The sequence below is a fragment of the Corynebacterium sp. HMSC065H09 genome (assembly GCF_001812845.1).
Lineage (GTDB): Bacteria > Actinomycetota > Actinomycetes > Mycobacteriales > Mycobacteriaceae > Corynebacterium > Corynebacterium jeikeium_D.
Genome location: NZ_KV810577.1, coordinates 67,468 through 93,751, shown reverse-complemented (window position 1 = coordinate 93,751; position 26,284 = coordinate 67,468). Strand labels below are relative to the sequence as shown.

The following is a 26,284-nucleotide window of genomic DNA, read 5'->3' as shown; positions in this document are numbered from 1 at the left end:
GTCCGAACGCTCCATAAATATTCCTATTTTTGTGGGCATTTCCACATTGTCGGAAGCCATGTGTACTCGGCGAGAACCGCAGGTACCGCAGCCTCTATGGGGCTCAATCCGCCATCGGCGCTACCATCTAGTGCATGACTACGACCACGCCATCCTCCGAGCCCGCCGTCGTCTTCGAGCTCACAGGCGACACGGTGACTATTACCGCAGATGGGCTCCGCCTTACCCACACCATCAACACGGCTAGCACCGACCCCGCGAAGCCCCTCCCGCTTGCCGACGTTGCGGAGGTCGCATCGGCAAGTAAAAACGGTGTCTACACTCCGGCCAACCGCTTTTTCCCCGGCACGGTGGACCTCGGAGTAGCTTTGCCAAAGGCCCGTGTGATGCCTCATCGTCAGGCAGCAGCGCAGTTGCTGGCAGACCTCGTGGCGGAGATGGCCAAGAATCCGGAGTTCTACAACTCAGCAGATGCTTTTACTTCCACGTTGATGCCGTGGGTGGCACAGCGTGCGGCGGTCACCGAAGGCGTGAGTGTGGTTGAGGGCGCGGGCGACGTCGTAAAGCAGTCTGTGCCTTTTGCACCGCTTCCTACGGGGGATGAGGTTGCGGCGTCGGACATCGCACCGTTTGCGGCGTTCGATGTAGAGACAGCGAACGAAGACACCGGCTCGATTATTCAGCTTGGCGTTGCGGTCGTGCGTGGCGGGAAGGTGACGGAGCGTTATTCCTGGATGTGCCGTCCGCCAAAGGGGCTGGAGTATTTTGATGAAGCCAATGTCGCGATTCATGGCATCACGGCGGCGGATGTGGCCGGTGAGCCGTCATTTCCGGAGCAGCTGGCGAAGTTTGTTGACGTCGTTGGGGATTTGGACGTAGTTGCTCACAATGCGCGGTTTGATTTCACAGCCCTGTCGCGGGCGTGCCGGACGGAAGGCATTCCAGCACCGAAGTTGAATTTTGCGTGTACTTATATGTGGGCTCGGCAGATGCAGTTGGGGCTGCCCAACTTGAAGCTGCCGACGTTGGCGGAGGCCGCGGGGGCGTCGCTGGAGAATCATCATGATGCGACGGCAGATGCGGTCGCATGTGCTGAGGTAGCGCTGTGGTTGATGGAGCAGCAGCGCGCAACATCGGTGGCTGATTTGAGCCAGAAGGTCTCGCTGAGCTTGGGCCAGATTGGCAGTGGACGAGTGCGGATGGTGCGCTATGACCCGGCTGGCGTCGCCAGCACTGGTGCCGGGACCAACGCGGGAACTGGTGCTGGTGCTGGTGCGCAGTCCGGCAGTTCCGCGCCGTCACGTCGGCCGCGTCGCAATGCGAAATGGGATGCGGCAAAGACACCGGACACCATTCCAGACCCGAATCCGGACGCGGATCCAAGCGGCCTGCTGTACCAGCAGCGGGTGACACTGACCGGCGATTTTGCACCGTATGACAAGGGTTTTCTGTGGGATAAGATCGCCTTTGCAGGTGCGAATATCAATAAGGGTGTCACGAAGAAAACGACCATTTTGGTCGCCGGTCCGTGGGATTCGGTGACGTCGAAGGAGAAGAGGGCTCGACAGCTGCAGGCCGAAGGCCAGGAAATCCAGATTTGGACTGAGAAGGAGCTCTTCACCGCACTCGGGCTGAATCCGGAAGAGGATGGCGCGTCCGAAGCGGGAGACACTGCGGAAGGAACACCTAGCGCCAGCACCGGGGACAACTCCAGTGAGTCGGTTCCAATGTTTGGTTCCACTTCCCTGCCGGGCGATGACGGAATGCCACCCTTCTAGGCCACGTTCACGAGAAAAAATTCGCATTCGGACGGCGGGTGCAGACTCTGGGGCTAGCTGCTGCCACAGCGGTCAGGCAGCAGCTTTTCCTGGTGGGCGGTATAAAGGGGAACATGAGTCGCCGACCAATTACGTCCACCTACCGTCTCCAACTCCGTGGCCCCAAGGCCGACCCAAACGGGCGCGCTTTCACGTTCGCTGACGCGGCTGAACAGGTCGGCTACTTGGCAGACCTCGGAATTTCACACCTGTATCTGTCGCCTATCCTCACCGCCGTACCGGAGTCTAACCATGGCTACGATGTCATCGATCCGACGACAGTGAACCCGGAGCTCGGCGGCATGGAAGAGCTGCAGAAGCTCGCGCAGGTGGCGCACAAGGCCGGTCTGGGCATCATTATCGACCTGGTACCGAACCACCTCGGTGTTGAGGAGCCCAAGCTCAATGCCTGGTGGTGGGACGTTCTGACCTATGGCAAGGATTCTCAGTTCGAGCCATACTTCGATATCGACTGGCACGAGGACAACGGTGCCAACGGCAAGATGGGGTTGCCGGTTCTGGGATCCCCGGAGGATATCGACAAGCTGGAGCTCGACACCTCTGGCGACGAGCCACTTCTGCGTTACTACGACAACACATTCCCGGTGCGCCCCGGCACCGAGGACGGCACCCCGCAGGAAGTACATGATCGCCAGGCCTATCGCCTGATGTACTGGAAGGACGGGGTCATTGGCTACCGTCGATTCTTCAGCGTCAACGGCCTGGCCGGCATCCGCCAGGAAAACCCGGTGGTATTCGAGCACACACACCGCATCATCCGCGAGCTGCTAGCTGCGGACATCATTGACGGTGTCCGCATTGACCACCCAGATGGCCTCAGCAACCCATTCGGATACCTCAGTGAGCTGCGCCGTCTACTCGGCGATGACAAGTGGCTGGTTATCGAGAAGATTCTGGGTGCCGAAGAGCCACTGGATCCGAGGCTCCAGGTTGACGGCACCACGGGTTACGACGCCCTGCGTGAGTTCGACAATGTCTTCGTCAACCGCGACTCCCGAGACGCCATGAGTATGTTGGCTCTGCAGCAGTCCGGCTCAACCTGGGACAAAACTGCCGTGCAGGCAACTGCGCAGGCTCTCAAACACGATGTCGCAGCGCACGAGTTGGCTGCAGAAGTCCGTCGTCTAGCACGTGCCCTGCGCCGCGATAACTGGTCTATCAGCGGTACCAGCGTCAGCGATGAGGTACTTATCGACACCATCTGCAAGCTGGTCGCTGCCATGCCTGTCTACCGTTCGGACTATGTCTCCCTGTCACGAGTGGCTTCCACGGTCATTGGTGAAATGGCAGCGCGTTTCCCCTCGCGTGTCTTTGCTCTCGACCTCATTTCGGCAGGTTTGGTAGCCGGTGGTGAGGCCGCCACGCGGTTCGCGCAGGTCTGTGGTGCGGTCATGGCAAAGGGTGTCGAAGACACCACCTTCTACCGCGCCTGCCGCCTGATCAGCCTGAACGAAGTCGGCGGTGATTTGGGTCGCTACGGCATGTCGGCGGCGGAGTTCCACCTGTTGCAGTCGGAACGTGCTCGCCTCTGGCCACGAACCATGACCACGCTGTCCACGCACGACACCAAGCGCGGCGAAGATGTCCGAGCCCGCATCCTCCAGCTCTCCGATGTCTCCGGCGACTGGGCTGAAAATGTCCGCAACTGGATGGCCATCACCCCCGCCCCTGACGATGCCACCGGCTACTTCCTGCTGCAGAACATCATCGGAGTCTGGCCGACCGACGGCGTAATTACCGATGAACTGCGTGAACGCCTCCACGACTACGCCATTAAGGCCATCCGCGAGGCAGATGTGCACACCTCCTGGACGGAGCCGGTCGAGGAGTTCGAACTCGGCATTCGCAGCTGGATCGACGCGCTTCTCGACGGCCCCCTGACCGACTCCATCACAGAGTTCGTCCGCTCCATTGCGCCAGCTGCCCTGACCACGTCACTGTCGCGCAAGCTCCTCCAGCTTGTCGGCCCCGGCATCCCCGATACCTACCAGGGGACGGAGTTCACAGAGGACTCCCTGGTTGATCCTGACAACCGCCGGTTCGTCGACTACGATGCGCGCGTCGCGGCGCTGGATAAGGTTGCTCGCGATGAGGTCACGTCGGTAACTAAGAGTCCAGAGCACCCAGCTGAGCTGCCGGAGGACTTTACGGATGCCGATGCGGACGTCGCAAAGCTGATGGTGACTCACCACGGAGTGAAGCTGCGTGCGGAACGCCCGGAGTCCTTCGTCGGCGGCGCCTACCAGCCAGTATTCGCCGTGGGTGTCGGCGAGCGTCATTTGGTCGGTGCAGCACGTGGACCGAAGGGCGAGCCGGAAGATGTTATCGCGCTGGTGACGCGCCGTCCGCTGGGGCTGCAACGCGAAGGCGGTTGGGGCGACACTACAGTGACACTTCCCAAGGGATTCTGGACCGACCGTTTCACTGGCCATACTTGGTCCGGCACCATCGCCGTGGCTTCTCTGTTCAGCTCCTTCCCAGTAGCACTGCTGGTACGCGAGGACGATGACGACTAATCGAATGAAGGATTCGCTTCCCGACGATTCCCGCGACCAGACCCGCAAGACTCAGTTGGCGGAGGATCGAGAGGTTACACGTGCACTGCAGTCGAAGTACGACTCGTGGGCAACTCGGCACCCCACCGCCGCGCAGGACTTTGTCGATGCGATTAAAGAGATTCTCTCCGATGCCGGTTTGGCCTTTGACAATGTCACGGCGCGGGTGAAGTCTTTCCGCTCATTGCGGCAGAAGGCCCTGCGTCGTGAAGCGGACGGCAACTACGTCTACCCTGACCCGTGGCACGGTATCCACGACATCATCGGTGTGCGTGTAACCACGTACCATTCGACGGAGATTCCCGCGATCATGGATGCGCTGGGAGATTCGCTGACTGTGCTGCGTAGGATTGACAAAACCGCGGAGACACGAATCAGCGGCCGGTTGGGATACGGCTCCCAGCACTTGATCTGCAAGGTGTCGACGGCGGCGCCGTCAGAGCTAGCTCCATATGCGGATATGCAGTTTGAGGTGCAACTGCGCACTGTGCTGCAGCATGCGTGGGCGGAATTTGAGCACGATATTCGCTATAAGGCCCCTGAGGGAGCGACAGACCCGCGGATTGATCGAGCTTTTGCGCTGGCCGCTGGCCTTATTGAGCTCGCGGATCAGCAGTTCGACCAAGTCGTTGCCGTGCTGGAGGAATCCACGCCGGACGATTCCGCGCAGGGAGAGGGCAAACAGCCCTCAGCTCCGGCAAAGACCACAGCCGATGACATTGTGGTGACTGAGGAAACCCTACCCGGCGTGCTGACGATGCTGCTTCCAGATGCGCCCCGATCGAAATCAGAACATTACGGCTGGGCAGAAGAACTGCTGGAGCGCAATGGCATTCGCACTGTCGGGCAGCTGCGAGAGCTACTTAATCCGCAGCGCCTCAGCGCGGTAAGCAAGGCCATGAAGTACCGCTTTAACCCAGGCCATGTGCGTGTTATCGATGACCTACTACTAGCGGCTCGCGGTGAAAAGCACATCAAGGCCACTGCAGATACCAGCCATAACCCGAAGCGTCGACCAGCCCGTTTGCGCGCACGGTTGCAGCAACTAGCGGAGGCCGGGATGCCTATGAGCGACGTCCCCGAAGACGATCGAGCTGACGGCGATCGCTCTTCGTAGGCCGCCCGGCACCGCGGTCGCGCGTCGGCATCGATGCGAGAATCTCCCTAGGGGGCGGCGGCGGAGAGTGGTCGATATAGCACTGCCTGGCCACCGGAGCTCCGACCCGCTTCTTCACCGTCTTGGTGACCTCAACAATGTGTTCGCGGTGGTTTGCCCACAGTCGCACTCTATCCCCTGGAACGACCAGAACTGAAGGTTTCACGGCTTCGCCGTTGACTTTGACGTGGCCGCCACGGCACGCATCTGCGGCCAATGAGCGAGTTTTCAGCAACCTGACCGCCCAAATCCAGGCATCAATACGCACTGGCTCGGTAGACAATTGCTGCTGAGCAGGCATTTACTGCGGATCCTTGTAGTTCACAATCCGCTGAACCTTTTGCCAATTGAGAAAACCACCGACCAGGCCGACTACTGCCAGGATGAGGAATAGAGACATGCTTCCGGCTAGAAGTCCGAGCACTGCACCGCCGACGACACCACTGCCTGCCCATACAACGGCATTGCGGGAGTACTTTCGCACCGCGTTCTTGCGGAGCTCAATGGGGTTCTGAGGTTGGGGCTGAAGATAGCTCATGGAGTACATATTAGAGCGTTCTGGTCGCCCTGACGCATCGCATAGGTCGATAGGGCGTACAATTCGGGAAAAATTTCTACAGCTATAGCAAACCTGCTAGATATTCCTATTTGGGTAGGTAATTAACACAATGGCGTAGGTTGATTGCTAGTGTTAGTCCTATGACAGAAACTGTCCGCCCCCGCCACCGCATGGTCGACCGCGTTGCGGCGATCCTCGAACTCGTTGCGCGCTCTAACGAAGGTCTAACCCTCACTGACATCGCCCACACGCTGAACTATCCGCTCAGTACCACGCAGGGCCTTGTCAACGGTCTGACTGTGACAGGTTACCTTGACGAGTCCAACAAGCGTTACACGCTCGGCATGGCGCCGTTTCTGCTCAATGTCATGGCCGGTCGTCGCATGGTCAACGTTCCGACGGCTGAGCTCGAGGCGATTCACAACGAAACTGGCTTGATTACCGTGCTGGCACTGCCGGTTGGTGGCAAGCTTTTCTACCTCAAAACCGTCGGTGAATCCATGCGCTACCAGTACCTGACGGAGAACTTCCTGCCGCGCTCGCTGTTGCGCACCTCTGCAGGTTGGGTTTTGATGAGTCGGTTTGAAAAGCGCGAACTGTGGTCCTACCTGAACTCCGCGCGGCCGGAAGACCAGGTCTATGTGGATGATTTCCTCCGCCAGGCCGGGGAAATCGCAGAGACCGGCGTCTGTGCTGCCCCGGGTATTGCCGAAGGCGGTGGCGTTGACGGTGTCTCTATCGCAGTGGAGGAAGACGGTGCTACTGTCGCGGCAGTCTGCGTCTTCGGTCGGCCAGAAAAGATTGCGGAAAATAAGGACGAGCTGGTGGAAATTCTCAAGCGCCATCGCGGCGCACACAACGGCGAGGAATCCCCGAACCAGGGTTAGTGGCTGTTAAGCGCGCAGCTCCCACCAGATTTCGCCACCGTCCGTAGACGGCTCGCTAGCTCCCTTAGTCAGCGCCTGCATTTCGCCGTCAAGCTGGGCAATCCCATCGGCAGTCACCGCGATGGAAAACTCCACGTTCTGGCCCCACCGCGTTTCCACGATCTCATAACCACGAGCACGCAATTCCGCTTCGATGCGACCGGCATCTGCGGCGGAGACACTCACTACTCTCAAGGCTCTTTGCACGCGCCGCATGCGCGTGACTTTTTCTAGACACTCTGAGACCGAATCCGAATAGGCCCTCACAAGCCCACCCGTGCCTAATTTGATGCCGCCAAAATAGCGGATCACTACGGCGGTGACATTCGTCATTCCAGAGCCCTGGAGCACATCGAGCATTGGGCGCCCTGCCGTGCCGCCAGGTTCACCGTCATCTGAGGATCGCTCCACCCGATTCCCTCCGACGACCTCATGAATGTATGCGCTGCAGTGGTGGCGAGCATCCGGGTACTCCGCCTTGGCCAAATTGATGACCTCTCGGGCGCTGTCTTCGTCGTCAGCACGCGCGATCCACGTGATGAAGCGAGATTTCTTAATCTCGATTTCATTCGTGACGATGTCACCGCCGGCGGGGACAATCAGCTCGATGTCGCGCTGCTTCTGCGTCGCTTCGGTCGAAGTGGATGGCTCGGTGGTCATAGTGTCCATTGTTGCGTATGGGCTTCGTGCACACCCAATCACCGTCGCTCGCTACTATCTCGACTTCACCTTGGACTCACCTCAAATACGCGGTGTTCGAAAACGGTTCCCCTGTGCCAATCCGCTGACTGACCTACCATGGTGCCCATGAGCAACTACCGAGTCTGGGCCCCGTACGCTTCCGAAGTCCGTCTGCTGTTGGGCAATCCTGACGCGCCAGCGATTTTTGATATGCATCCAATCGCTGACGCCACCGATGGCTACGGCGCCAACTCTGGTTGGTTTGAAGCTGATGTGGCTCGTACACCGGGGGATCGCTACGCATTTTCGCTGCGGGCACATGCGGGATTCGGCGCGCCTGACGACGAATCGGGGGACGGCTCCTCCCCTGCTGTCGGTGACTGGACAATACCGCTGCCAGATCCGCGTTCCCAGTCGCAGCCGGATGGTCCGCATGGTTTCTCCGAGGTCGTTGACCTGGGTGCCTATAAGTGGAAGGACTCGGCCTGGTCGGGCCGGATTCTGCCAGGAGGTCTGATTTATGAGCTGCATGTGGGCACCTTCAGCGATTCTGGTGATTTCGAAGGTTTGGTGGAACATCTAGACCATCTGATTGAGCTGGGGGTAACACATATTGAGCTGATGCCAGTGCAGCCTTTCGGTGGTGACCGTAATTGGGGCTATGACGGTGTGTCCTGGCACAGCGTGCACGAGGGCTACGGTGGCCCGCGGGGTCTACAGAAGCTGGTTGATACGTGCCACCGAAAGGGTTTGGCTGTCATCTTGGATGTGGTCTTTAACCACTTTGGTCCAGACGGCAACTATGTGGGATTTTTCGGCCCCTACACCGCTGGTGGTTCGACGGGTTGGGGTGAGGTTGTCAATCTCACTGGCGACAACTCTGATGAGGTGCGTGCGTATATTTTGGATGCAGTGCGCCAATGGCTGGTGGATTACCACGTCGACGGTCTTCGTCTGGACGCAGTCCATGCCCTGCATGACGAGGGGGCATTCCACATTCTGGAGCAGATGCAGGTTGTCGCAGACACTGTCGCAGCCGAGACTGGTATTCCGCGTTCTTTGATTGCAGAGTCCGACCAGAATGATCCGCGTTTGGTCCGCCCGCGCGCTGCAGGTGGCTTTGGCCTCAACGCTCAGTGGGATGATGACGTCCACCATGCACTGCACACGCTGGTCTCTGGCGAGGACCACGCCTACTACTCAGACTTTGGGTCGGTGGAAGCGCTAGCTAGTGCTTTGGAAACTGGCTTCTGGCATACGGGCACAATGTCGACGTTCCGTGGTCGCACTCATGGTCGTCTCTTCGACCTGTCTGTACAGCCCATGCATGCTTTCGTAACGTACACGACCACACATGATCAAACGGGAAACCGCGCTGTCGGTGACCGTCCGTCGATGAACCTCACTCCGGCGCAGCAGGTTTTAAAGGCAGCAGTTATCGCCTGCAGTCCTTTCACCCCGATGCTCTTCCAAGGTGAGGAATGGGGCGCCTCTACCCCGTTTGCTTTCTTCTGTTCCCATGAAGATCCGGAGCTGCAGCGGCTCACGCGCGAGGGACGCCTACGTGAGTTTGCCCGTGCTGGGTGGGATCCGAAGGAGGTATCCGACCCATCGGATCCAGAGACCTTCCACCACTCGAAGCTCAATTGGCAGGAGGTCTCGGAGGGCTCGCACGCCACTATTCTGGCGGCCTACCGCGATCTCTTCGCGCTGCGGAAGTCCCACCCGTCGCTTCGCACTCCCTGGTCGGCATCTGTGGTGACTGAGTATGACGAGGACAATCGTTGCCTCGTCGTTGTGCGCAGCCAGGATGAGCGCGAAATGGGTGCCCGGAACTCGGATGCCTTTGAAACTGTCGCTTTGGTGGCGAATTTCTCCGACGCCGAAACCAGCGTCAGCCTGGATTCCGAGTTCGGTTCCGCCCACCTGCTGCACACTTTTGAAGACGCAGCAGCCAGCATCGTCAATGACGAAGCTGCCGGTCCCGAAATCTCGCTTCCAGCGTGGGGCTACGCTGTCGTCTCGCTCAGCTAGTCAGCCGGACTTTCAGCCTCGGTGTCGGACTCTTCCTCATCCGCCGCACCCGACTCGGGTGCTGGCCACGGCAACTCGGTGACATCACCGTGGAGGACGTGAGCCACCAACGCGTCTGCGATGAGAATATCGCTCATCACCAACGTCGGAACCAGGTCCGCCAGCTGAGCCCACATCGGAATCAGCTCACGGACAGCGGCGACACTGGCATCAGAGTTCTCAGCCTGAGTACGAGCCAATACGCGGGCAGCCACTGCAATAAGCAGTGACGTTCCCGGCACCAGAGTCCAGTGCAGCGAAGGATCATCCGCATCGATGCCGTCGAGCTTGTGGAAGCGCACATTGACCGCCTTGCGCAGTCGTGGAGACGCCTTCGACACCGTCTTAAACAACACTCGAGAGGCGGCGGCAAGCTGGGTCATGACACCGGATTCCACAATCTCAGCACGATTGCGTACCACTTCATAGATTGCCGTGAAACGAGCGTCATCGTCGGTCAGCGGACCCGGGACCATGCGGTAAGGATCAAAGACCTGCGACAGAATAGCGCTGGCCTGTGCTTCCGGCAGCGAGGTAATCTGCACCGAGCTCTGGTCGATAGTAGCGGACTCCAGGGTGGTGTCCTGGCCGCTGGCAGCAATGTCCAGCAGTCCCTGGCCACCAGTTGTGCGCAGGTAATCCAGCTGACGAGAACGGTCCACGCTCTCATCAGTGAGATCCGCTAATGCTGCCAATGCACCGAGCCACGGCACACGGCGACGCCCCGGCACTGGCTTAGTAGCGCTGAAGTCTCCCAGCACGAGTCCGGAGGCGATAAACATACCCGGCTGATCGTCGAGCGCGATGACTGAACGGTTCAACGCTGCCAGTCCGGCGCGTGGTTCGGCACACAAGATCGCACCCAACCTAGGTGCGGCCAGCAGCGGATTCGCCTGCGCCATGTCGGTTGCACGACCAGCGCGCAAGGTCGCCAGTAGCGTCCACAAACGTGCGAGCTGATCCTGATTTAGCTCGCCCCACAGTTCCTGCGCGCGAGCAACGGGATCGGTGTCCTCGCCATCGAGGTCGATAGCCTCTGCATCATCGACATGATTCAGAATGGTCGACCCGGCCGCCGGCCACTGCGGGTGGCGTTCCTTTTCCACACCGAGAGTCACCTGCGCGACGAATGGGCCGAGGCCGCGGAGTTCGGCGGGAAGCTCGCATTCGCCCTCTACGACTTCCAGGGCGACGGGTTCGCGCCACGGTTGACCGGCGGCCCAGAGCCACAGGGTCATCGGCAAGTGCGAAACGTCGTCAGCGACATCAACCTCGATGATGTCAGTGGCTTCATCGTTGAAGGCAATCTGGCGGATGGCATCGCGGGAGGAGGCCTCCACCAGCGGTACAGACAGGCGCTTCCGTCCCGTCACACGTGTCCAGTCCAAACTAATGCGCAGGGCCTTCAGCAGAGAGATACGGTCGGCAAACTTGCCGAACTCCGCGTAGCCAGTATCGCCGAATCGCTTGATGGGGACGCGGCAGATGTCGCGCTCACCGCTGGAAACTGCAATATGCGCATGGCGCAACTCGCCCGGGGCATTGACGACAATCTTGCCGAAGGCATCGACACGCTTCGGGCGGGTGACCAATGTAGTGGTGCGGCGGGCGACGGATTCGTCGGCAAGCGGAACCTCAAACTGCAGCGTGCCTGGCGTGACCTGCAACTGCAGCCATGCGCCCTCGTCGGTGGAAAGCTCGACGGTGCCTGTGACTTCGTCCGCCCCGAGGCGCACGATAGCGGGCTCGGCGTCAAGCGGCTTGTCACCCGAAACAACGCGGATGTCGGCGGGGCTCAGCCCGTCGATGGTTGGGATGCGGAAGCCGTCACCACCACCGCTGTAAGTGATCGTGAGGTCTGCCTGCTCCGCAATGGCGAAGTGCTTCTGGAAGCTGCGGCCACGCGGATTGACCAGACGAACCACGAACTCGCCGACCCACGGGTAATCGTCATCGGTAAGAATCTCAACCTCGCCACCCGCGGCGGGTACCTCGAGGTCATAGACCATGACGGAATCCGTGGTAAACGCACCATATCCACCAAAATCGGTGACGATAGCACGCCAGGACTCGTCCTTACCGGACAGCGTCGGCGGGAACACAGCGACCGGACCACCGGCGTAAACCGGGGTGCCGTAGGCAGACACCGTGCCGTCGAGACGCGCGTGAGGCATGGTCATTCGCGGTTGACGCTGCGGGGATGCCGACCGAACCTCGCCGGCCGCCCCGGACCGACGAACCTGAACTGCATGAACATCGCGGAGATCGATCTCAGCGACTTGCCACAGCTCCCAGTTAAATGGGCGCGGGTCCGATAGCAATGGCACCTCAGCGCCTGTGACGGGGTCAACGAGTGTGGCATCAACCGGGTAGACCACCGTAGCGGACGTCGAGTGTAGCGAGACCTTGTCTGTGACTGACTGACCGTCGGCACCGAAAATGAGAATCGGGTCCTCAGTGCTAATCGCAGGGACTCGCCAGTGCTTCTCATCGCCGATTTCCACCAGCACATCGCGCACCGGCTCATCGATGGTCACCACTGGACGCGGCAGCGAATCCTGCAGGCCCACCACCGGCGTCGTTGCTACCGTGCCGCCGAAGGTGACACGCCAGGTCCGTCCCGCCGGATCCAGCGGCGTCGGTAGCTGTACGCCAACGGTCTGCGTCAGCTCATCGAAGTACAGCTGCGGGCGGCCGGTCGTTGCCACCACGCCCACGGCTTCACGACGATTCGCAGTACCCGCCGGACGCATACGCAGCTCTTCACGCGCAGCGGCCACCAGAATAGGCGGCAGCCCCGCATCGAGCTGGCCGAGTTCTTCCCGAGCCTCCCAGTTGGCCGGATCAGCGGCGGTGGCAATGGCATAGCCGAGGGTTGCCTTAAACAACTTGTGCGCCTGACGAGGTGCCGTCCTGGCCAACTGACGCAGCGCCAGTGGGTAGACACCATCTTCCGCCTCTGCGATTTCGGTCAGCAGCTCCTCGAGCAGCGGATGAACCTTCGACAGCGCCTGTACCAGGTCATTTGATGAAGGGTCGGATAGCTCCGATACGCCCGCAAGCTCCTCACAGCGCTCGATAATCAGTGGCATCACTGATAGCTGCACACCCGCGTGCAGAAGAAGCACCTGCGCTGCCCGCTGCAGCGGATCCGCGTCGGCCTGGCTGCTGTCGACGTCGTTAGGCAAACCAGCATTGGCCAGCATTGTCGGCACTGCGGCGGCGAGGTGCTCGATGAGCGCGCCGGTAGTGTCAGCGTCTGGATCCAGCTGCAGAGCGGCTGGCCAGTCCAGCCACATTTCGCTTGCCGACGCAACACGCGCGGCGCGTCCTACCAGCGAGGCAAGGGTGACCAGCGGGTGATTGTCAACGACACTCTTCGCAGCTTCAATATCGGCAGCAGTACCACCCACCAGATGATGGGCCAGGAGCGTTCCCAGGAAGCGGTCGATACGCTCAACCTCGTCCATCGCCAGCCCTGACCAGACAAACAGTGGCTCAACTTTGGCCTGTGTGGCGGATTCCAGCAGACCCGGAATCCGGGTGGCCAGGTCCTGCTCTGCGGCAGCCAGCCACATTTCGACAATCACGGTATTTTCCACTCGGACACCCTGGTCGACACTGCTTGCCCCAGTCATAGTGGGTGGACGCTCCCCTTCGCTACAAAGCTTGCTCGAAAAGATTCATTTAATTAACGGAGCTGGGAGGACTTCCTCGGAGGTTTCCCAGCTGGACCCAGCAAGTCTAGGTCAAAAAGTCATACTCTGGTGTGCCGGGTACCAGTCGGCGGCACTTCAGCGGCGAGGCATCCATGCGTGCCAGCAATTCCTCGAGGTCAGAGGCACGACGTAGCTCAATACCGACAAGAGCCGCGCCAGTTTCGCGGTTGTTGCGTTTGAGGTACTCGAACTGCGAGATGTCGTCATCCGGGCCGAGAACATCGCTGAGGAACATGCGGAGCTGGCCGGGCTTCTGCGGGAAGTTGACCAGGAAGTAGTGCTTGAGGCCGCGGTAGACCAGCGAGCGCTCCATGATCTCGGCATAGCGCAGCACGTCGTTATTACCGCCCGAGATGATGCAGACAACAACCTCGTCCGGTTCAAACTGCATCTGCTCCAGAGCTGCCACAGACAGCGCACCGGCCGGCTCAGCGATGATCCCTTCGTTCTGATAGAGATCCAGCTGCGCCTCACAGACCGCGCCCTCCGGCGCAATCATCGGATGAACGCGGTTGCGGTTGGCCTCCAGGATGTGCCATGGCAGGTCACCGAAACGGGCCACCGCGGCGCCATCGACGAACGGATCGGTGTGCCCCAGCGTAATCGGGCCGTTGTTCTCCAGGGCTGCGCGCATGCAGGCCGCACCCGCAGGTTCCACACCCATGACCTGGGTGTTCGGCGACATATCCGACAGGTAAGAGGTGACACCGCTGAGCAGACCACCGCCACCGACCGGTACGCAGATGGTATCCAGAGTCAACCCCTGACCGGAGAGCTGCGCAATAATTTCAGCTGCGACAGTGCCTTGTCCGACGATGGTGTTGAAGGAGTCGAATGGCTCCACCATGGTGGCACCAGTGCGCTGTGCGTCAGCACGCGCCGCAGCGGCGGCCTCATCGAAGGAGTCCCCGACAACGACAATCTCAACGGCATCGCGGCCGTGGTAAGCGATACGGTCGCGCTTCTGCTTCGGCGTGGCATTGGGCACATAGATGCGCCCCTTAATACCCAGCTGACGACAGGCATATGCCACGCCTTGAGCGTGGTTTCCTGCAGATGCCGCAACGACGCCTGCTGCTCGCTCTTCGTCGGTGACCTGAACCATGGCGTTGTAGGCACCGCGAATCTTGTACGAGCGCACGTCCTGGAGGTCTTCCCGCTTGAGGAATACCTTAGCACCGGTGATTTCGGAAAGACGTGGGCTGAACTGCAGCGGAGTGGCCGCAATAACCGAAGAAATTCGTGCCTGCGCAATCTGAATATCGGCCGCGTGGACAAGTCGGCGTTCGGTCTGGGAAGCAGGCACAGAATTCTCACTCATGAGCTATGACTCTACTCGGTCATACAACCGGTTGCGACAATCAGGGCCACGATAAGCTACCCCAAAATGCTGGCCCCAATCGTCGCCTTCAGATCACCAATCAAGCTGGCGTCCCGGTCGACCCGCAAGTGCTCGCCGAGAACCAAAGTGGTGTGGGAATCGCCGTCGACAAGCTTGAGGTAAACGTCGGAGTCGCCTGGGTTGTCCAGCAGTACTGACTTCAGCTTGGCAATCATCTCCGGAGTGCACTGATCAGTGCGCATGGTCAGACGCAGCGGCGCCGAAGTGGAGCCATTACGGCCAAGATCCGGCAGCTTCAGGTCATCACAGACCACACTCATGCGGTCATCGCGGTACTGAACGCGGGCACGAATAAGCACGATGGCGTCTTCAGCAATGCTGGTGGCAATCATCGCGTAGGTTCTCGCAAAAGCCATAACTTCCACGCGCGCGCCGTTGTGGTCCTCAATACCGATAATCGCCCAGGGCTGGCCGTTCTTATTCACGCGACGGTCAACGCTAGAGACAATGCCACCAATAGTGATTTCGGTGTTGTTAGCGACTTCCCCACCGACGACCGTGGTCAAAGCGGTATCGGTCTGCGCGGCCAGCGATTCTTCGAACCCATCGAGTGGATGACCGGAGACATAGAGGCCCAGCATTTCTCGTTCCAGGGTCAGCTCGTGCTTGCGATCCCACTTTTCATCCGGCACACGGATTTCAAAGATGCTCTCCGATCCGGTGTCCTCTTCCCCACCGAAGCCCGCAAACAGGTCGAACTGTCCCTTGTCTGCAGCCTTCTTGGTCGACAGCACCGAGTCAATGGCCTCTTCGTGAATGAGCGCAAGGCCCTTTCGTGGGTGCCCCAGCGAGTCGAAAGCGCCGGCCTTAATCAACGACTCGGTGATGCGCTTGTTACACGGCAGCGTCTCAATCTTGTCCAGGTAGTCCGAGAACGACGTGAACTTGCCCTTCTCCTCGCGCGTCTTCACAATCGACGCGACCACATCATGGCCGACGTTGCGGATAGCGCCAAGGCCGAAGCGAATATCCTCACCGACCGGCTCGAAGTCCATACCCGACTCATTGACATCCGGCGGCAGCACCTTAATGCCAAGGTGGCGACAGTCCGACAGATAAATAGCCAGCTTGTTCTTATCATCCGCCACCGAGGTCAACAGCGCCGCCATGTACTCAGCGGTGTAGTTGGCCTTCAGATACGCGGTCCAGTAGGACACCAGGCCGTAGCCCGCCGCGTGAGACTTGTTAAACGCGTACGAGGCGAAGGGCAGAATAATATCCCACAGCTTCTGGACAGCATCCTTGGAGAAACCATTCTCCAACATGCCGCCTTCGAAGTTCACGAACTCCTTGGCCAGCACCTCGGGCTTCTTCTTACCCATGGCCTTACGGAAACCATCTGCTTGGCCCGCGGTGTAATTCGCCAGCTTCTGCGAGATCTTCATGATCTGCTCCTGGTACACGATCAGGCCGTGTGTTTCTTCCAGGATTTCTTTCAGCTGCTCATCCAGTTCCGCGTGGATGGCGTTATAAGGCTTGCGACCATTCTTAATATCCGCGTAGTCAAAGTGCGCGTTCACACCCATCGGCCCCGGACGGTACAGCGCCAGCGATGCCACGATGTCGTCGAAGCCCGTTGGCTGCATGCGTTTGAGCAGCTCACGCATTCCGCCACCATCGAGCTGGAACACACCGAGGGTGTCACCGCGCGACAGCAGCTCATAGACCTTCGGATCATCGGTCTGAAGGTCATCGAGCAGAACTGTCTCGCCTCGGTTGGACTTGATGTGCTCAATACAGTCACCGATAACCGTCAGGTTTCGAAGACCCAGGAAGTCCATCTTCAACAGACCGATGGCCTCACACGCCGGATAATCCCAGCCAGTGATAATCGCGCCGTCAGCCTGTCGCTTCCACATCGGGATGTGATCCAAGAGTGGCACCGACGCCATCACCACGGCACAAGCGTGCACGCCGGTCTGCCTAACGACGCCCTCGAGACCACGGGCTGTCTCGTAAATTCGAGCCACATCCGGGTCGGTTTCAATAAGCTGACGAACCTCGGCGGCCTCGCCGTAGCGTGGGTGCTCCGGGTCGACGATGCCGCTCAGCGGAATGTCCTTAGCCATAATCGCAGGTGGCAGCGCCTTAGTAATGCGGTCTGCAATCTGGTAACCCGGCTGACCGAACTGCACACGCGCCGAGTCCTTCAGAGCCTGCTTGGTCTTCACCGTACCGAAGGTGACCACCTGCGCCACCTTGTCTTCGCCCCAGCGATCTGCCGCGTAGCGAATCATTTCATCGCGGCGGCGGTCGTCGAAGTCGATATCGATATCCGGCGCGGACGGACGCTCTGGGTTCAGGAATCGCTCGAAGAGAAGACCGTGCTCAATCGGGTCGATATTGGTAATCCACGTCGCGTACGCAACCAGGGAACCGGCAGCGGAACCACGCCCCGGACCGACCTTGATGCCCACCTCACGGGCATGGCGGATCAACTCCGCAACGATAAGGAAGTACGACGGGTAGCCCTTACCGTCAATAACCTCAATTTCGTACTCCGCGCGCCGGATGTACTCCTCCGGTACCTCGCGCCCTTCAAAGCGCTTGCGCAGCCCCTCCATCACGTTGTGATGCAGCCATGTCGTCGGCGTCTCCCCTTCCGGAACGTCCGCCTTCGGCATGCGATCGTGCGGGTGCTCTTCCCACAGCTCGTCGTAGTCCTCAACGCGCTCTGCGATGAGCAGCGTGTTATCGCAGGCACCCGGGACTAGGTGATCCCAGGTCGCGCGCATTTCTTCGGCGGACTTAATAAAGTAGCCGTCACCGTCGAACTTAAAACGGTCCGGGTCATTGAGCGTCTTACCCGTCTGCACACAGAGCATGGCCTCGTGAGCCTTGGCCTGGTCACGGGTGACATAGTGACAGTCATTCGTAACCAGTGGCGGCAGGTTCAGCTTCCGGCCAATCTCCAGTAACTCACTTCGCACACGGGTCTCAATATCCAGCCCGTGATCCATCAGCTCAAGGAAGTAGTTTTCCTTGCCGTAGATGTCCTGCCACATTCCGGCGGCCTGCAGAGCCTCGTCGAACTGCCCCAGACGCAGACGCGTCTGCACATCACCCGACGGGCAACCAGTGGTCGCGATAATGCCCTCGGCGCGTTCCGCCACCAACTCGGCATCCATACGCGGGTACTTACTAATCTGCCCCTCATACGACGCCATCGACGACAGGTAGAACAGGTTCCGCAGACCCTGCGCATTCGCAGCCAACATGGTCTGGTGCAAGTAGGAACCGCGACCCGAGACGTCATCTCGACGCTGATGCGGCTCACCCCACTGAATGCGCTTTTTATTAAAACGGCTCTCCGGCGCCATATATGCCTCAATGCCGATGATTGGCTTGATGCCCTTGGACTTCATCTGCCGATAGAACGCATTCGAGCCAAACATATTGCCGTGGTCGGTGACACCGACCGCAGGCATTCCCTGTCGCGCAACCTCGTCGGCAAGCAAATCAATCTTCGCCATACCGTCGAGCATGGAGTACTCGGTGTGATTGTGGAGGTGCACGAAGGAGGAGTTAGCCATGAGTCCAGATTGTAGACAATCCCCCGGATTGAACACGATTCCATCGAACACCCAAAATGAAGCAGCCCCTTATGCCTGCACAGTTATAGCTAAAGACGTGTGCAACATCACTCTTACTTTTCCTTTACTTTTCAAAACCAGTTGACAATACTCGACATCACAGTTCGTGAGGAAGTCCTCATATTTCCTCGCGACCATAGAGAAACACACTGCCCTCGAGCAAAGAACCAAAGGAGCAATACAGTGTTCGCACCACTTTCCGATGGCCACTTCACCTACTTCCCCAAGCCCGAGCTTGACGAGGTTCTTGCAACCATCGACCGCCGCCCAGTTGCCGCCGGCTACCTCATCGATGGCGATGTCATCACCTCCAACATGGATGCCGCCCGCTACAGCTGGCTGGTCTAAAAGGGCGCAGACCTGGAAAATTCTGACTTTCTTTTCAAAATCAAAGACAGTACAGGTTTTCAATGATTACGTTTTAGGGCATGAAACTTTCTCGAGCTTCTGCCCCGGAGTCCTCGGACACATCCCGCCCGGCTCCGACATCGATGTCTCACCTGCCTGAAGCGCTGTCGCCACAGACGCCCCAGACAGCCCGCCCGCCACTAGCTACCGACACGCTGCTTAACTGCACTTCCCTTCCTGCAGTCGTCGTCGACCTCGCGGCGGTCGAAGCCAATGCCCGCGATATGCTCCGCCGTGCAAACGGGATGCCTATCCGCGTGGCCTCGAAATCGATTCGCATTCCACAGCTTATTTCGCACGTCCTGGCCTTCCCCGGTTTCCAGGGCGTGCTGGCATATTCGCTGGCAGAGGCGCTGTACCTATTCCGAGAAGGCATTAGCGACGACATCGTCGTCGCCTACCCAACACTTGACGCCCGCGCTATCTCAGAGCTTGCCGACGATGATGCAGCGCGTGCCGCCATCTGCGTCATGGTTGACCGTCCCGAGCATCTGGAGGCGCTGGCGTCGTCGGCAAGCGAAAATGCGCCAATCCGCGTGTGCATGGACGTCGACGCATCCTTTCGTCCCCTCCCCGGCGTGCATATCGGTACGCTGCGCTCCAGTCTGTTCTCACCGAAGCAGGCAGCGGCGTTTGCCAAGCAGATTATTGCCCGCCCGGAGCTGCAGCTGGCGGGAATCATGATGTATGAGGGGCACATTGCCGGAGTGGGCGATGCCGGAAACTCTCTGCGTGCGCGCGCAATTCGAGTGATGCAGGCCGTCTCAAAGAAGGAATTGGCAAAGCGCCGCGAGAAGGTTGTCACTGCAGTCGAGAAAGTGGCGGGGCCGCTGGAGTTTGTCAACGGTGGTGGCACGGGGTCGCTGGAGTCGACGTGCGCCGAGGCCGCAGTCACCGAGGCAGCGGCGGGGTCGGGATTCCTGGCACCAACCCTCTTCGATAACTATCGCGCATTCAATCTGCGCCCGGCGTCCTGGTTTGTGTTGCCGGCGACGCGACGTCCTAAGAAGGGCGTGGTCACGGTGTCCGGCGGTGGTCGAATTGCCTCTGGACCGGCGGGAGCTGACCGGCTGCCAACCCCCTGGTACCCCACTGGCCTGCGCTACGCGGCGGAGGAAGGACCAGGTGAGGTGCAGACTCCGCTGCTCGGCAAGACCGCCGACGCAATTTCGCTGGGAGATCCCGTGTGGTTCCGCCACGCCAAGGCCGGCGAAATAGCCGAGCACACACAAGAAGTCATTGCAGTTCGAGATGGCACCATCATCACCCACTGGCCCACGTACCGAGGAAAGGGATTGATCTTCACATGAGCAATTCACACAACAACGCCCGCTTCACAGTCTCTACAGTTGAGTCCCGAGTACCACGCGTACGTCGGCGTGCGCAGGCGAAAGCCGTCGCCAACTCGCATTGGAGCAATTGGGCGCACACGCAATCGTGCACCCCGTCCTACACTCATCAGCCGCACGATGATGAGGGCGTTATCTCGGTAATTAAAGCGGCGAAGACCGAAGGAACTACGGTGCGCCCGCTGGGGGCCGGTCATTCTTTTACTTCCGTGGCCACCACCGATGGGCACCGCATTCAACTCGATCGCTGCTCTGGTCTGGTCGAACTCGACGCCGCCAACCAGACCGCCACGCTGCGTGCCGGCACTCGCTTGCGCGACACTCCAGGTATTCTGCGCCCGCTCGGTTGGGCACTTCCCAACCAGGGCGATGTCGATCCGCAGTCGCTGGCCGGTGCTATCTCTACTGGCACACACGGCACCGGGCTTGGATTCACCGGCTTCGCAGGCACCGTGAAAGGATTCAAGATTGTCACCGCGGATGGCGTCGTCAGGCACTGCCATCCGGACGCTGAGGGAATCGACGGCGAGCTCTACCGCTTCGGACGGCTGGGACTGGGTGTCTTCGGCGTGCTTACGGAGGTCACGATGTCCGTCGTGCCAGCGTTTGATCTGCACGCCGACGAGCACCGCGAAGAGTTTGATTCCCTGCGCAAGAGTTTCGCCGAGCGCTGCAAAGAAGCTGACCACCTGGAGTTTTTCTGGTTCCCGGGACAGCGCGAGACGCTGGTCAAGCACAATACTCGCATTGAACCGCAGCGCCACCGCCGCCCGAGCCGCAATAGCCTGAAGCAGCGCCTGGGCAGCGCGCGTACGTATCTTAACGACGAAGTCGTCAACAACATGGGACTCTTGGCGTGCTGCGAGATTGCTAAGGCCATTCCCGCTACGACCGATACCATCAACCGGATTGCCACCAACACCGTGCCAGAGCGCAGCTACTCCAATGAGGCGCACAAGGTCTTTGTCTCGCCGCGCCGAGTGCGTTTCTCCGAGATGGAGTACTCCGTCCCGCTCGAGGCCGCTTCCGATGTCCTCGGGGAAATCCGCGACGCGATTGCCCGCAAGAGGATGAAAGTCTCCTTCCCCATCGAGGTGCGCTCCGCGAAAGCCGATGATGTGGCCCTGTCCACTGCGTACGGTCGCGACAGTGCCTACATCGCCATCCACCGCTACTGGAAGGAAAATTACCGAGAGTACTTCAACCTCATCGAGCCGATTTTCAAGGCCCACGAAGGTCGCCCGCACTGGGGCAAATTGCACACGCTTCGCGCGGAGGATTTCGCGGAACGTTATCCGCTGTTCGGCGAGGTCCAGGCACTACGGGAAAAGGTCGACCCGCAGGGAATCTTCCTCAACGAGCACCTGCGCGAACTTTTCTGCTAATTATCTGCCGGCTTTACGACGTCCCGGGTAACCGCCCCATCCGTCTGGTCGGCGGCATCGTCGGAAACCGCGGCCGGTTCAACACCGGCCTTGTGGAGTTCCCGGCGTACCCGACGCTGCCGGCGCATCTTCAGGATGAGGTCGCAGATGAACAGCGCGACGGCACCCCAGATGATGAAGAATCCGATCCAGCGCTCCGGTTCGAGCTGCTCGCCCAGCACAGTGACTGCCAGGGTGATTTGGAGAACTGGAGTCAGGTACTGCATCAGGCCCAAGGTGGCCAGCGGCAGGCGTTTGGCACCTTCGCCGAAGAGAAGCAACGGAATGGCGGTAGCAACACCGGCGCTCATCATGAGCAGCACGTGACCAGTTCCTTCGGAGGTAAAGGTGCTCTGTCCGTTGTAGGTCAACCAGAGGATGTATGCCAGCGCAATCGGTGTGATTACGGCGGACTCGGCCGTCAGCGAAGCTGCGGAGGAAAGCGATACCCGCTTCTTCATTAGTCCGTAAAAACCGAAACTGAACGCCAGCGCCAGCGCACCCAACGGCGGATGTCCCACACCAATTGTGAGAACAATGACCGCAATGGTTGCCAGGATGACACTGCCGAGCTGCAACCGCGAGATGCTTTCACGGAAGAAAATCATCGCCAACAAAACGCTGACCAGCGGGTTGATGAAGTAGCCGAGCGCGGCCTCCGCCACCTGCCCATTGTTGACCAGGTAGACGTACACACCCCAGTTGACGGAGATCAACAGTGCGGCAATAAAAATAGTGCCCCAGGTCTTGGCACTCGCGGCCTTCAGCTCTGGCCATGCGCGCATGAAGCTGAGGGCAATGACCATAAAGACAAGGGTCCAGACGAATCGGTGCGCCAAAATCTCTACGGCCCCTGCTGGTTCCAGCAAGGGGAAATAGAGCGGAAACAGCGCCCACAAAAGGTACGCACCGAATGCCTGAATCACTGTTGACTGACTCCTTTTCGTTCTCGTTGAAACTGACTGCGTACTGGCGGCAGAGTTCTAGCCGCTTCATCCTAGTCGTTTGGATTTGGGCACTCAGTTCTGGCTTCTATTAGTTCTGACCGCTTAGTTCTGGCTCAGCCCCGGCGCAAAGAGCGGATCTTTATCCGTGAAGCCGGAACTCAGCACCGGGCGAATACCAAAACGGCCACGCGCCGCATCTGATGGCAGCGCCTCGACAGCTTTCACATCGGGCATTTTCTTGACATCCATCAACGATTCAGCGTCACCATAGACCAGTAACCCGTTGAAGCCGAGCCGTTCGTCGTCAATCGCGACGTCTGCGTAAGCAGCTGCTAACTCCAGCTGATCTTGCAGCAGCTTTTCTTCGCTCGCTGTTTTACTCGGCTGCGGCAAATACCGGGTGCTCACACCGCCGATGATTGCAGTCGACACTCGCAGAGAGGGCTCTTTTTCATAGACCTGTGCCGCTTCTTGCGCATCGAGCAGCCGGTCAAAAGTCACCATCGCCCAGAACTTCGGGTCCTCCACGACTGGCTGGCCGGTCTTTAGCCGGTAGTCCTCTTTCTTCATATTCGCGAGGGACTCGTCGGCACGCTCTACGTACTGCTCGGTTGCTTCCCACGGGTCCGGGCCGAGCGCATCGCCGTTGAGATTTTGCGGCTTGCTTACCCGATCGGAAGTCGAAGCGACTGCTAAAACAATCACCAATATGACAACACAGAAACCAGAGATCAGTGCCATCACTGGCGAAATACTGCCGTCACCAGTGCTTTTCGCACGAGTTTCACGGCGTGGTGGGTTCTTGGATCCCGATGGGGTCTGCGTCATGCGCTCTGCCTCAAAACTTCCAATGCGTGGTTCAAATCATCTGGGTATGGACATTCGATTTCCATCCAGCGCCCATCTGCCGGATGGTGGAAACCAAGCGAGACCGCGTGAAGCCACTGGCGGTTGAGCCCCAGGCGCTTGGCCAATGCCGGATCGGAACCGTACATGGGATCGCCGCAGCATGGGTGATTCAGCGCAGAGAAGTGCACGCGAATCTGGTGCGTGCGCCCAGTCTCTAGATTCACCTTCAGCAGCGTTGCTGGGGCGAAGGCCTCAAGCGTTTCGTAGTGCGTCACAGCATGCTTGCCATCCTGGCGGACGGCAAAGCGCCAACCCGCCGAAGGATGACGGCCAATCGGCGCATCAATTGTCCCCGACAGCGGATCCGGATGCCCCTGAACCAGAGCGTGATAGGTCTTGGACACCTCACGGTTTTTGAACGCCCGCTTGAGCACGGAGTAGCCCCGTTCGGAGCAGGCGACAACCATCACGCCAGAGGTGCCAACATCGAGGCGATGCACGATGCCTTTTCGCTCGGGCGGACCGGAGGTAGAAATGCGGAAACCAGCAGCCGCCAGTCCGCCGATAACCGTTGGGCCTTCCCAACCGACCGACGGATGTGCGGCCACACCGACAGGCTTGTGAACAGCCACCAAATCGGAGTCGTGGTAGAGCACGTCCATGCCCTCGACGAGTTCCTCTTTGGGAACCAATGGCTTTTCCACCGGCGGCAACAACACAGAGAGGAAAGCGTTTTCTTCCAATCGGTCGGACTTACCAACGCTCACGCCATCGACCGTGATGTCCCCGGCCGCTGCCAAATCAGCCACCGCTGTGCGCGAGAGCCCCAGCAACTTAGCCACACCGGCGTCTACCCGCATACCGGCCAAGCCCGGTGGAACGGGCATCTGCCGGGTTTCTCGGTCGGGCTGGTGCGCTCCCCCGAGTGCTGCACCGGTATTTACTGCATTGTCGTTCACTGCTGTCCTCCCTCCGCCGACTGCTTCTGATCCGTCTGGGAAGATTTCTTCTCCGCTGCAATCTGATCAGCGAAGAGATCCGGCTCCTTGGAAAAAACCATCCAGATAACGAGGATAATAACGCCCACTGTAATCGCGGAGTCCGCGATATTAAATACGGCAAAACCCTTAACCGACAGGAAATCGACGACGTGGCCGACGTAGAAACCGGGTTCCCGAAACAGCCTATCGATGAGGTTGCCCAGCGCACCACCAGCAATAAGCCCCGCCGCAGTCGCCGATATAGGACTGCGCAACCAATGGGAAAAGCACATCACAGCCAGGATGTAAACCAGCTGCAACGTAGTAAAAACCCAGGTGGCGTTCGTGCCAAAGGAAAAGGCTGCACCGGGGTTAAAAACGAGCCGCAACTCGAAGAGATCGCCAATGACCTGCACCGCAGGACGGCCATCGAGAGTCTTCAAAGCGATAATCTTGGTCAGCTGATCGATAATCGCAACTGACACAATAACCGCAGCGAGAATCCCCCGCCGCGGGAAATATGTCCTCGTTTCCTTCTTAGTCACTGTCCCATAATGGCCTAACAAACCCATATTCAGCCAACTGACACCGCCCGGGTGGTTCCTATCCACCGCGAAACCGGTACGCTAACCGGTGTGACTCGACGTTTCCAATCTCAGTTTGTTCCGGCCTCCACTGCTTTACGACGTGCAGGAGACACCACCTCCTCGTGGTTCCGTCGACCTAGCCGCAGCGACCAGCCTGGTCACACCAAGCATGGCCTGCTGGCGAGGGTCGGCACCGCTGTTGTTGCCGCTACCACTATGGTGTCATTGGCCGCGTGCTCGTCGGAAAGCTCGGTGGAAACGCAACCCGTGGACGTTGCACAACCCAAGGTCGAATTGACCAGTGCTGGTAGCGGTGAGCTGGCGAGCGTGCGCTGGAAGGACGACGGTGCAGAGCAGGAGTCGACCGTGGCGGTGACGCAGGGCTTCGCGCAGCGTGGCGGAAACGCCGATAGCGACCAGACCTTCCCGGACACCCGCCTGGAAATCCCCCTGACTAGTACTGTTACCAGCGATGACGATACTCGTGTGGTGACGTCAGAGGTGGGTAAACCCCACGGCTCCAACGATGAGCTGAATGAGGATATCGCGACCGCGCAGGGCTTCATCTCTGATTGGTCAACAACGGCCACTGGTGAGGTCAAGGAACTCAAACTGGGAGCGCCGGAGAAGGCGACCGACACCGCTCGCGCTGGCGTGGAGATGGCGCTGCAGCAGCTGCATTCCGTACCTATCGTCTTCCCCTCCGAGGACATCGGAAAGGATGCGACCTGGACGGTCGAAAGCGAGGTCGAAGGCCAGACCACGATGACGCAGAAAGTGACCTATACCCTGCTCAGCCGTGCGGGCGACATTGTTAATTTGAAGGTCGATGTCAAGCAGGTTCCGACAGTCACCGAGTTGGACACTGGCGGCGAGGGTGCACTGAAGGTTGTCGAGGCCACGACTGACATGCTTGCCGACCGCGTCACCATCGACCTGACTAAGCCGCTTCCGATGAAGGGCAACATCGACTTTGTGACCTCCGTGACCTACGGCGACGGCAACTCCGATGTGCGCATCACTCAGCAGACGCACCGCGGGCTGGAGTTTAAGGACGGCAGCGGGTCGAAGAAGTAGCCCAGAAGAAATAGCTCTGGCCAGCGCAAGGTTAGAAGACGAGAAAGTGTCTAGGTTTATGTCACTTTTCTTCCCAAAAAATGGGCGGAACTGTCATAAACCTAGACACTTTCTTTTGTCTGCCCAGTGCACCCGACCGGACTAGGCTGTGATACCTGGCC

19 protein-coding genes are annotated in these 26,284 nt (G+C 59.4%); 9 read left to right on the top strand and 10 right to left on the bottom strand.

Annotated features, from left to right (window positions below; genetic code table 11):
* Positions 1-134: 134 nt before the first annotated feature.
* The 3 genes from HMPREF2878_RS02330 (at position 135) to HMPREF2878_RS02320 (ending at position 5,510) form a co-directional block, all read left to right on the top strand.
* Positions 135-1,778, top strand: coding sequence for an exonuclease domain-containing protein (locus HMPREF2878_RS02330; protein WP_070652771.1), 1,644 nt, complete (start codon positions 135-137; stop codon positions 1,776-1,778).
* 113 nt (positions 1,779-1,891) lie between these two features.
* Positions 1,892-4,354, top strand: coding sequence for a malto-oligosyltrehalose synthase (gene treY / locus HMPREF2878_RS02325; RefSeq protein ID WP_070429576.1), 2,463 nt, complete (start codon positions 1,892-1,894; stop codon positions 4,352-4,354).
* On the top strand, positions 4,344-5,510 hold the full coding sequence (locus HMPREF2878_RS02320; protein ID WP_070429575.1) for a GTP pyrophosphokinase: 1,167 nt from the start codon (positions 4,344-4,346) through the stop codon (positions 5,508-5,510). The genes treY and HMPREF2878_RS02320 overlap by 11 nt, the downstream gene beginning before the upstream one ends.
* Here HMPREF2878_RS02320 and HMPREF2878_RS10955 read toward each other — a convergent pair.
* Both HMPREF2878_RS10955 and HMPREF2878_RS02315 read right to left on the bottom strand, forming a co-directional pair.
* Positions 5,458-5,850, bottom strand: a complete 393-nt coding sequence (locus HMPREF2878_RS10955; RefSeq protein ID WP_083276350.1) for an RNA-binding S4 domain-containing protein — start codon at positions 5,848-5,850, stop codon at positions 5,458-5,460. The two genes, HMPREF2878_RS02320 and HMPREF2878_RS10955, sit on opposite strands and share 53 nt — an antisense overlap.
* A complete protein-coding gene (locus HMPREF2878_RS02315; protein WP_005510313.1) occupies positions 5,851-6,096 on the bottom strand; it encodes a hypothetical protein in 246 nt (81 codons plus the stop codon). It abuts the gene before it with no gap.
* Between the two features lie 152 nt (positions 6,097-6,248).
* On the opposite strand from HMPREF2878_RS02315, the gene HMPREF2878_RS02310 reads away from it, so the two are divergent.
* Positions 6,249-6,995 (top strand): helix-turn-helix domain-containing protein, encoded by a 747-nt coding sequence (locus HMPREF2878_RS02310; protein ID WP_016422973.1) that lies wholly within the window; start codon positions 6,249-6,251, stop codon positions 6,993-6,995.
* Positions 6,996-7,001: 6 nt separating this feature from the next.
* Here HMPREF2878_RS02310 and HMPREF2878_RS02305 read toward each other — a convergent pair whose 3' ends face one another.
* Positions 7,002-7,703, bottom strand: a complete 702-nt coding sequence (locus tag HMPREF2878_RS02305; RefSeq protein ID WP_370449640.1) for a YigZ family protein — start codon at positions 7,701-7,703, stop codon at positions 7,002-7,004.
* 129 nt (positions 7,704-7,832) lie between these two features.
* On the opposite strand from HMPREF2878_RS02305, the gene treZ reads away from it, so the two are divergent.
* Positions 7,833-9,749: a malto-oligosyltrehalose trehalohydrolase gene (treZ, locus tag HMPREF2878_RS02300; RefSeq protein ID WP_070652770.1), complete on the top strand. Its 1,917-nt coding sequence runs from the start codon at positions 7,833-7,835 to the stop codon at positions 9,747-9,749.
* On the opposite strand, the gene HMPREF2878_RS02295 is transcribed toward treZ, so the two are convergent.
* From HMPREF2878_RS02295 to dnaE, 3 genes are all read right to left on the bottom strand, one after another.
* Positions 9,746-13,426, bottom strand: coding sequence for a hypothetical protein (locus HMPREF2878_RS02295; protein WP_070652769.1), 3,681 nt, complete (start codon positions 13,424-13,426; stop codon positions 9,746-9,748). The genes treZ and HMPREF2878_RS02295 overlap by 4 nt on opposite strands.
* A 106-nt stretch (positions 13,427-13,532) precedes the next feature.
* Entirely contained in the window at positions 13,533-14,828 is a 1,296-nt protein-coding gene (ilvA, locus tag HMPREF2878_RS02290; RefSeq protein ID WP_049190440.1) for a threonine ammonia-lyase IlvA, read from the bottom strand.
* Positions 14,829-14,884: 56 nt separating this feature from the next.
* Positions 14,885-18,442, bottom strand: coding sequence for a DNA polymerase III subunit alpha (gene dnaE, locus HMPREF2878_RS02285; RefSeq protein WP_016422978.1), 3,558 nt, complete (start codon positions 18,440-18,442; stop codon positions 14,885-14,887).
* 243 nt (positions 18,443-18,685) lie between these two features.
* On the opposite strand from dnaE, the gene HMPREF2878_RS11245 reads away from it, so the two are divergent.
* The 3 genes from HMPREF2878_RS11245 (at position 18,686) to HMPREF2878_RS02275 (ending at position 21,644) form a co-directional block, all read left to right on the top strand.
* The gene (locus HMPREF2878_RS11245) at positions 18,686-18,850 is read left to right on the top strand and encodes a hypothetical protein (RefSeq protein ID WP_016422979.1); all 165 of its coding nucleotides are present in this window, start codon (positions 18,686-18,688) and stop codon (positions 18,848-18,850) included.
* Between the two features lie 80 nt (positions 18,851-18,930).
* Positions 18,931-20,220 (top strand): alanine racemase, encoded by a 1,290-nt coding sequence (locus HMPREF2878_RS02280; RefSeq protein ID WP_070652768.1) that lies wholly within the window; start codon positions 18,931-18,933, stop codon positions 20,218-20,220.
* Positions 20,217-21,644 (top strand): D-arabinono-1,4-lactone oxidase, encoded by a 1,428-nt coding sequence (locus HMPREF2878_RS02275; protein WP_070652767.1) that lies wholly within the window; start codon positions 20,217-20,219, stop codon positions 21,642-21,644. Before HMPREF2878_RS02280 ends, HMPREF2878_RS02275 begins: the two co-directional genes overlap by 4 nt.
* Here the strand turns inward: HMPREF2878_RS02275 and rarD are convergent.
* The 4 genes from rarD to lspA all read right to left on the bottom strand — a co-directional run bounded on the left by rarD (position 21,641) and on the right by lspA (position 25,004).
* Complete coding sequence (gene rarD / locus HMPREF2878_RS02270; RefSeq protein WP_049190448.1) at positions 21,641-22,609, bottom strand: EamA family transporter RarD; 969 nt, start codon at positions 22,607-22,609, stop codon at positions 21,641-21,643. The two genes, HMPREF2878_RS02275 and rarD, sit on opposite strands and share 4 nt — an antisense overlap.
* A 123-nt stretch (positions 22,610-22,732) precedes the next feature.
* Positions 22,733-23,458, bottom strand: a complete 726-nt coding sequence (locus HMPREF2878_RS02265; protein WP_048734791.1) for a hypothetical protein — start codon at positions 23,456-23,458, stop codon at positions 22,733-22,735.
* Positions 23,455-24,366, bottom strand: coding sequence for an RluA family pseudouridine synthase (locus tag HMPREF2878_RS02260; RefSeq protein ID WP_042389388.1), 912 nt, complete (start codon positions 24,364-24,366; stop codon positions 23,455-23,457). Before HMPREF2878_RS02260 ends, HMPREF2878_RS02265 begins: the two co-directional genes overlap by 4 nt.
* Before the next feature lie 68 nt (positions 24,367-24,434).
* Entirely contained in the window at positions 24,435-25,004 is a 570-nt protein-coding gene (lspA, locus tag HMPREF2878_RS02255; protein WP_016422985.1) for a signal peptidase II, read from the bottom strand.
* Positions 25,005-25,094: 90 nt separating this feature from the next.
* Here lspA and HMPREF2878_RS02250 point away from each other — a divergent pair, with 90 nt between their 5' ends.
* Complete coding sequence (locus HMPREF2878_RS02250) at positions 25,095-26,123, top strand: hypothetical protein (protein WP_242458677.1); 1,029 nt, start codon at positions 25,095-25,097, stop codon at positions 26,121-26,123.
* Positions 26,124-26,284 lie beyond the last annotated feature (161 nt).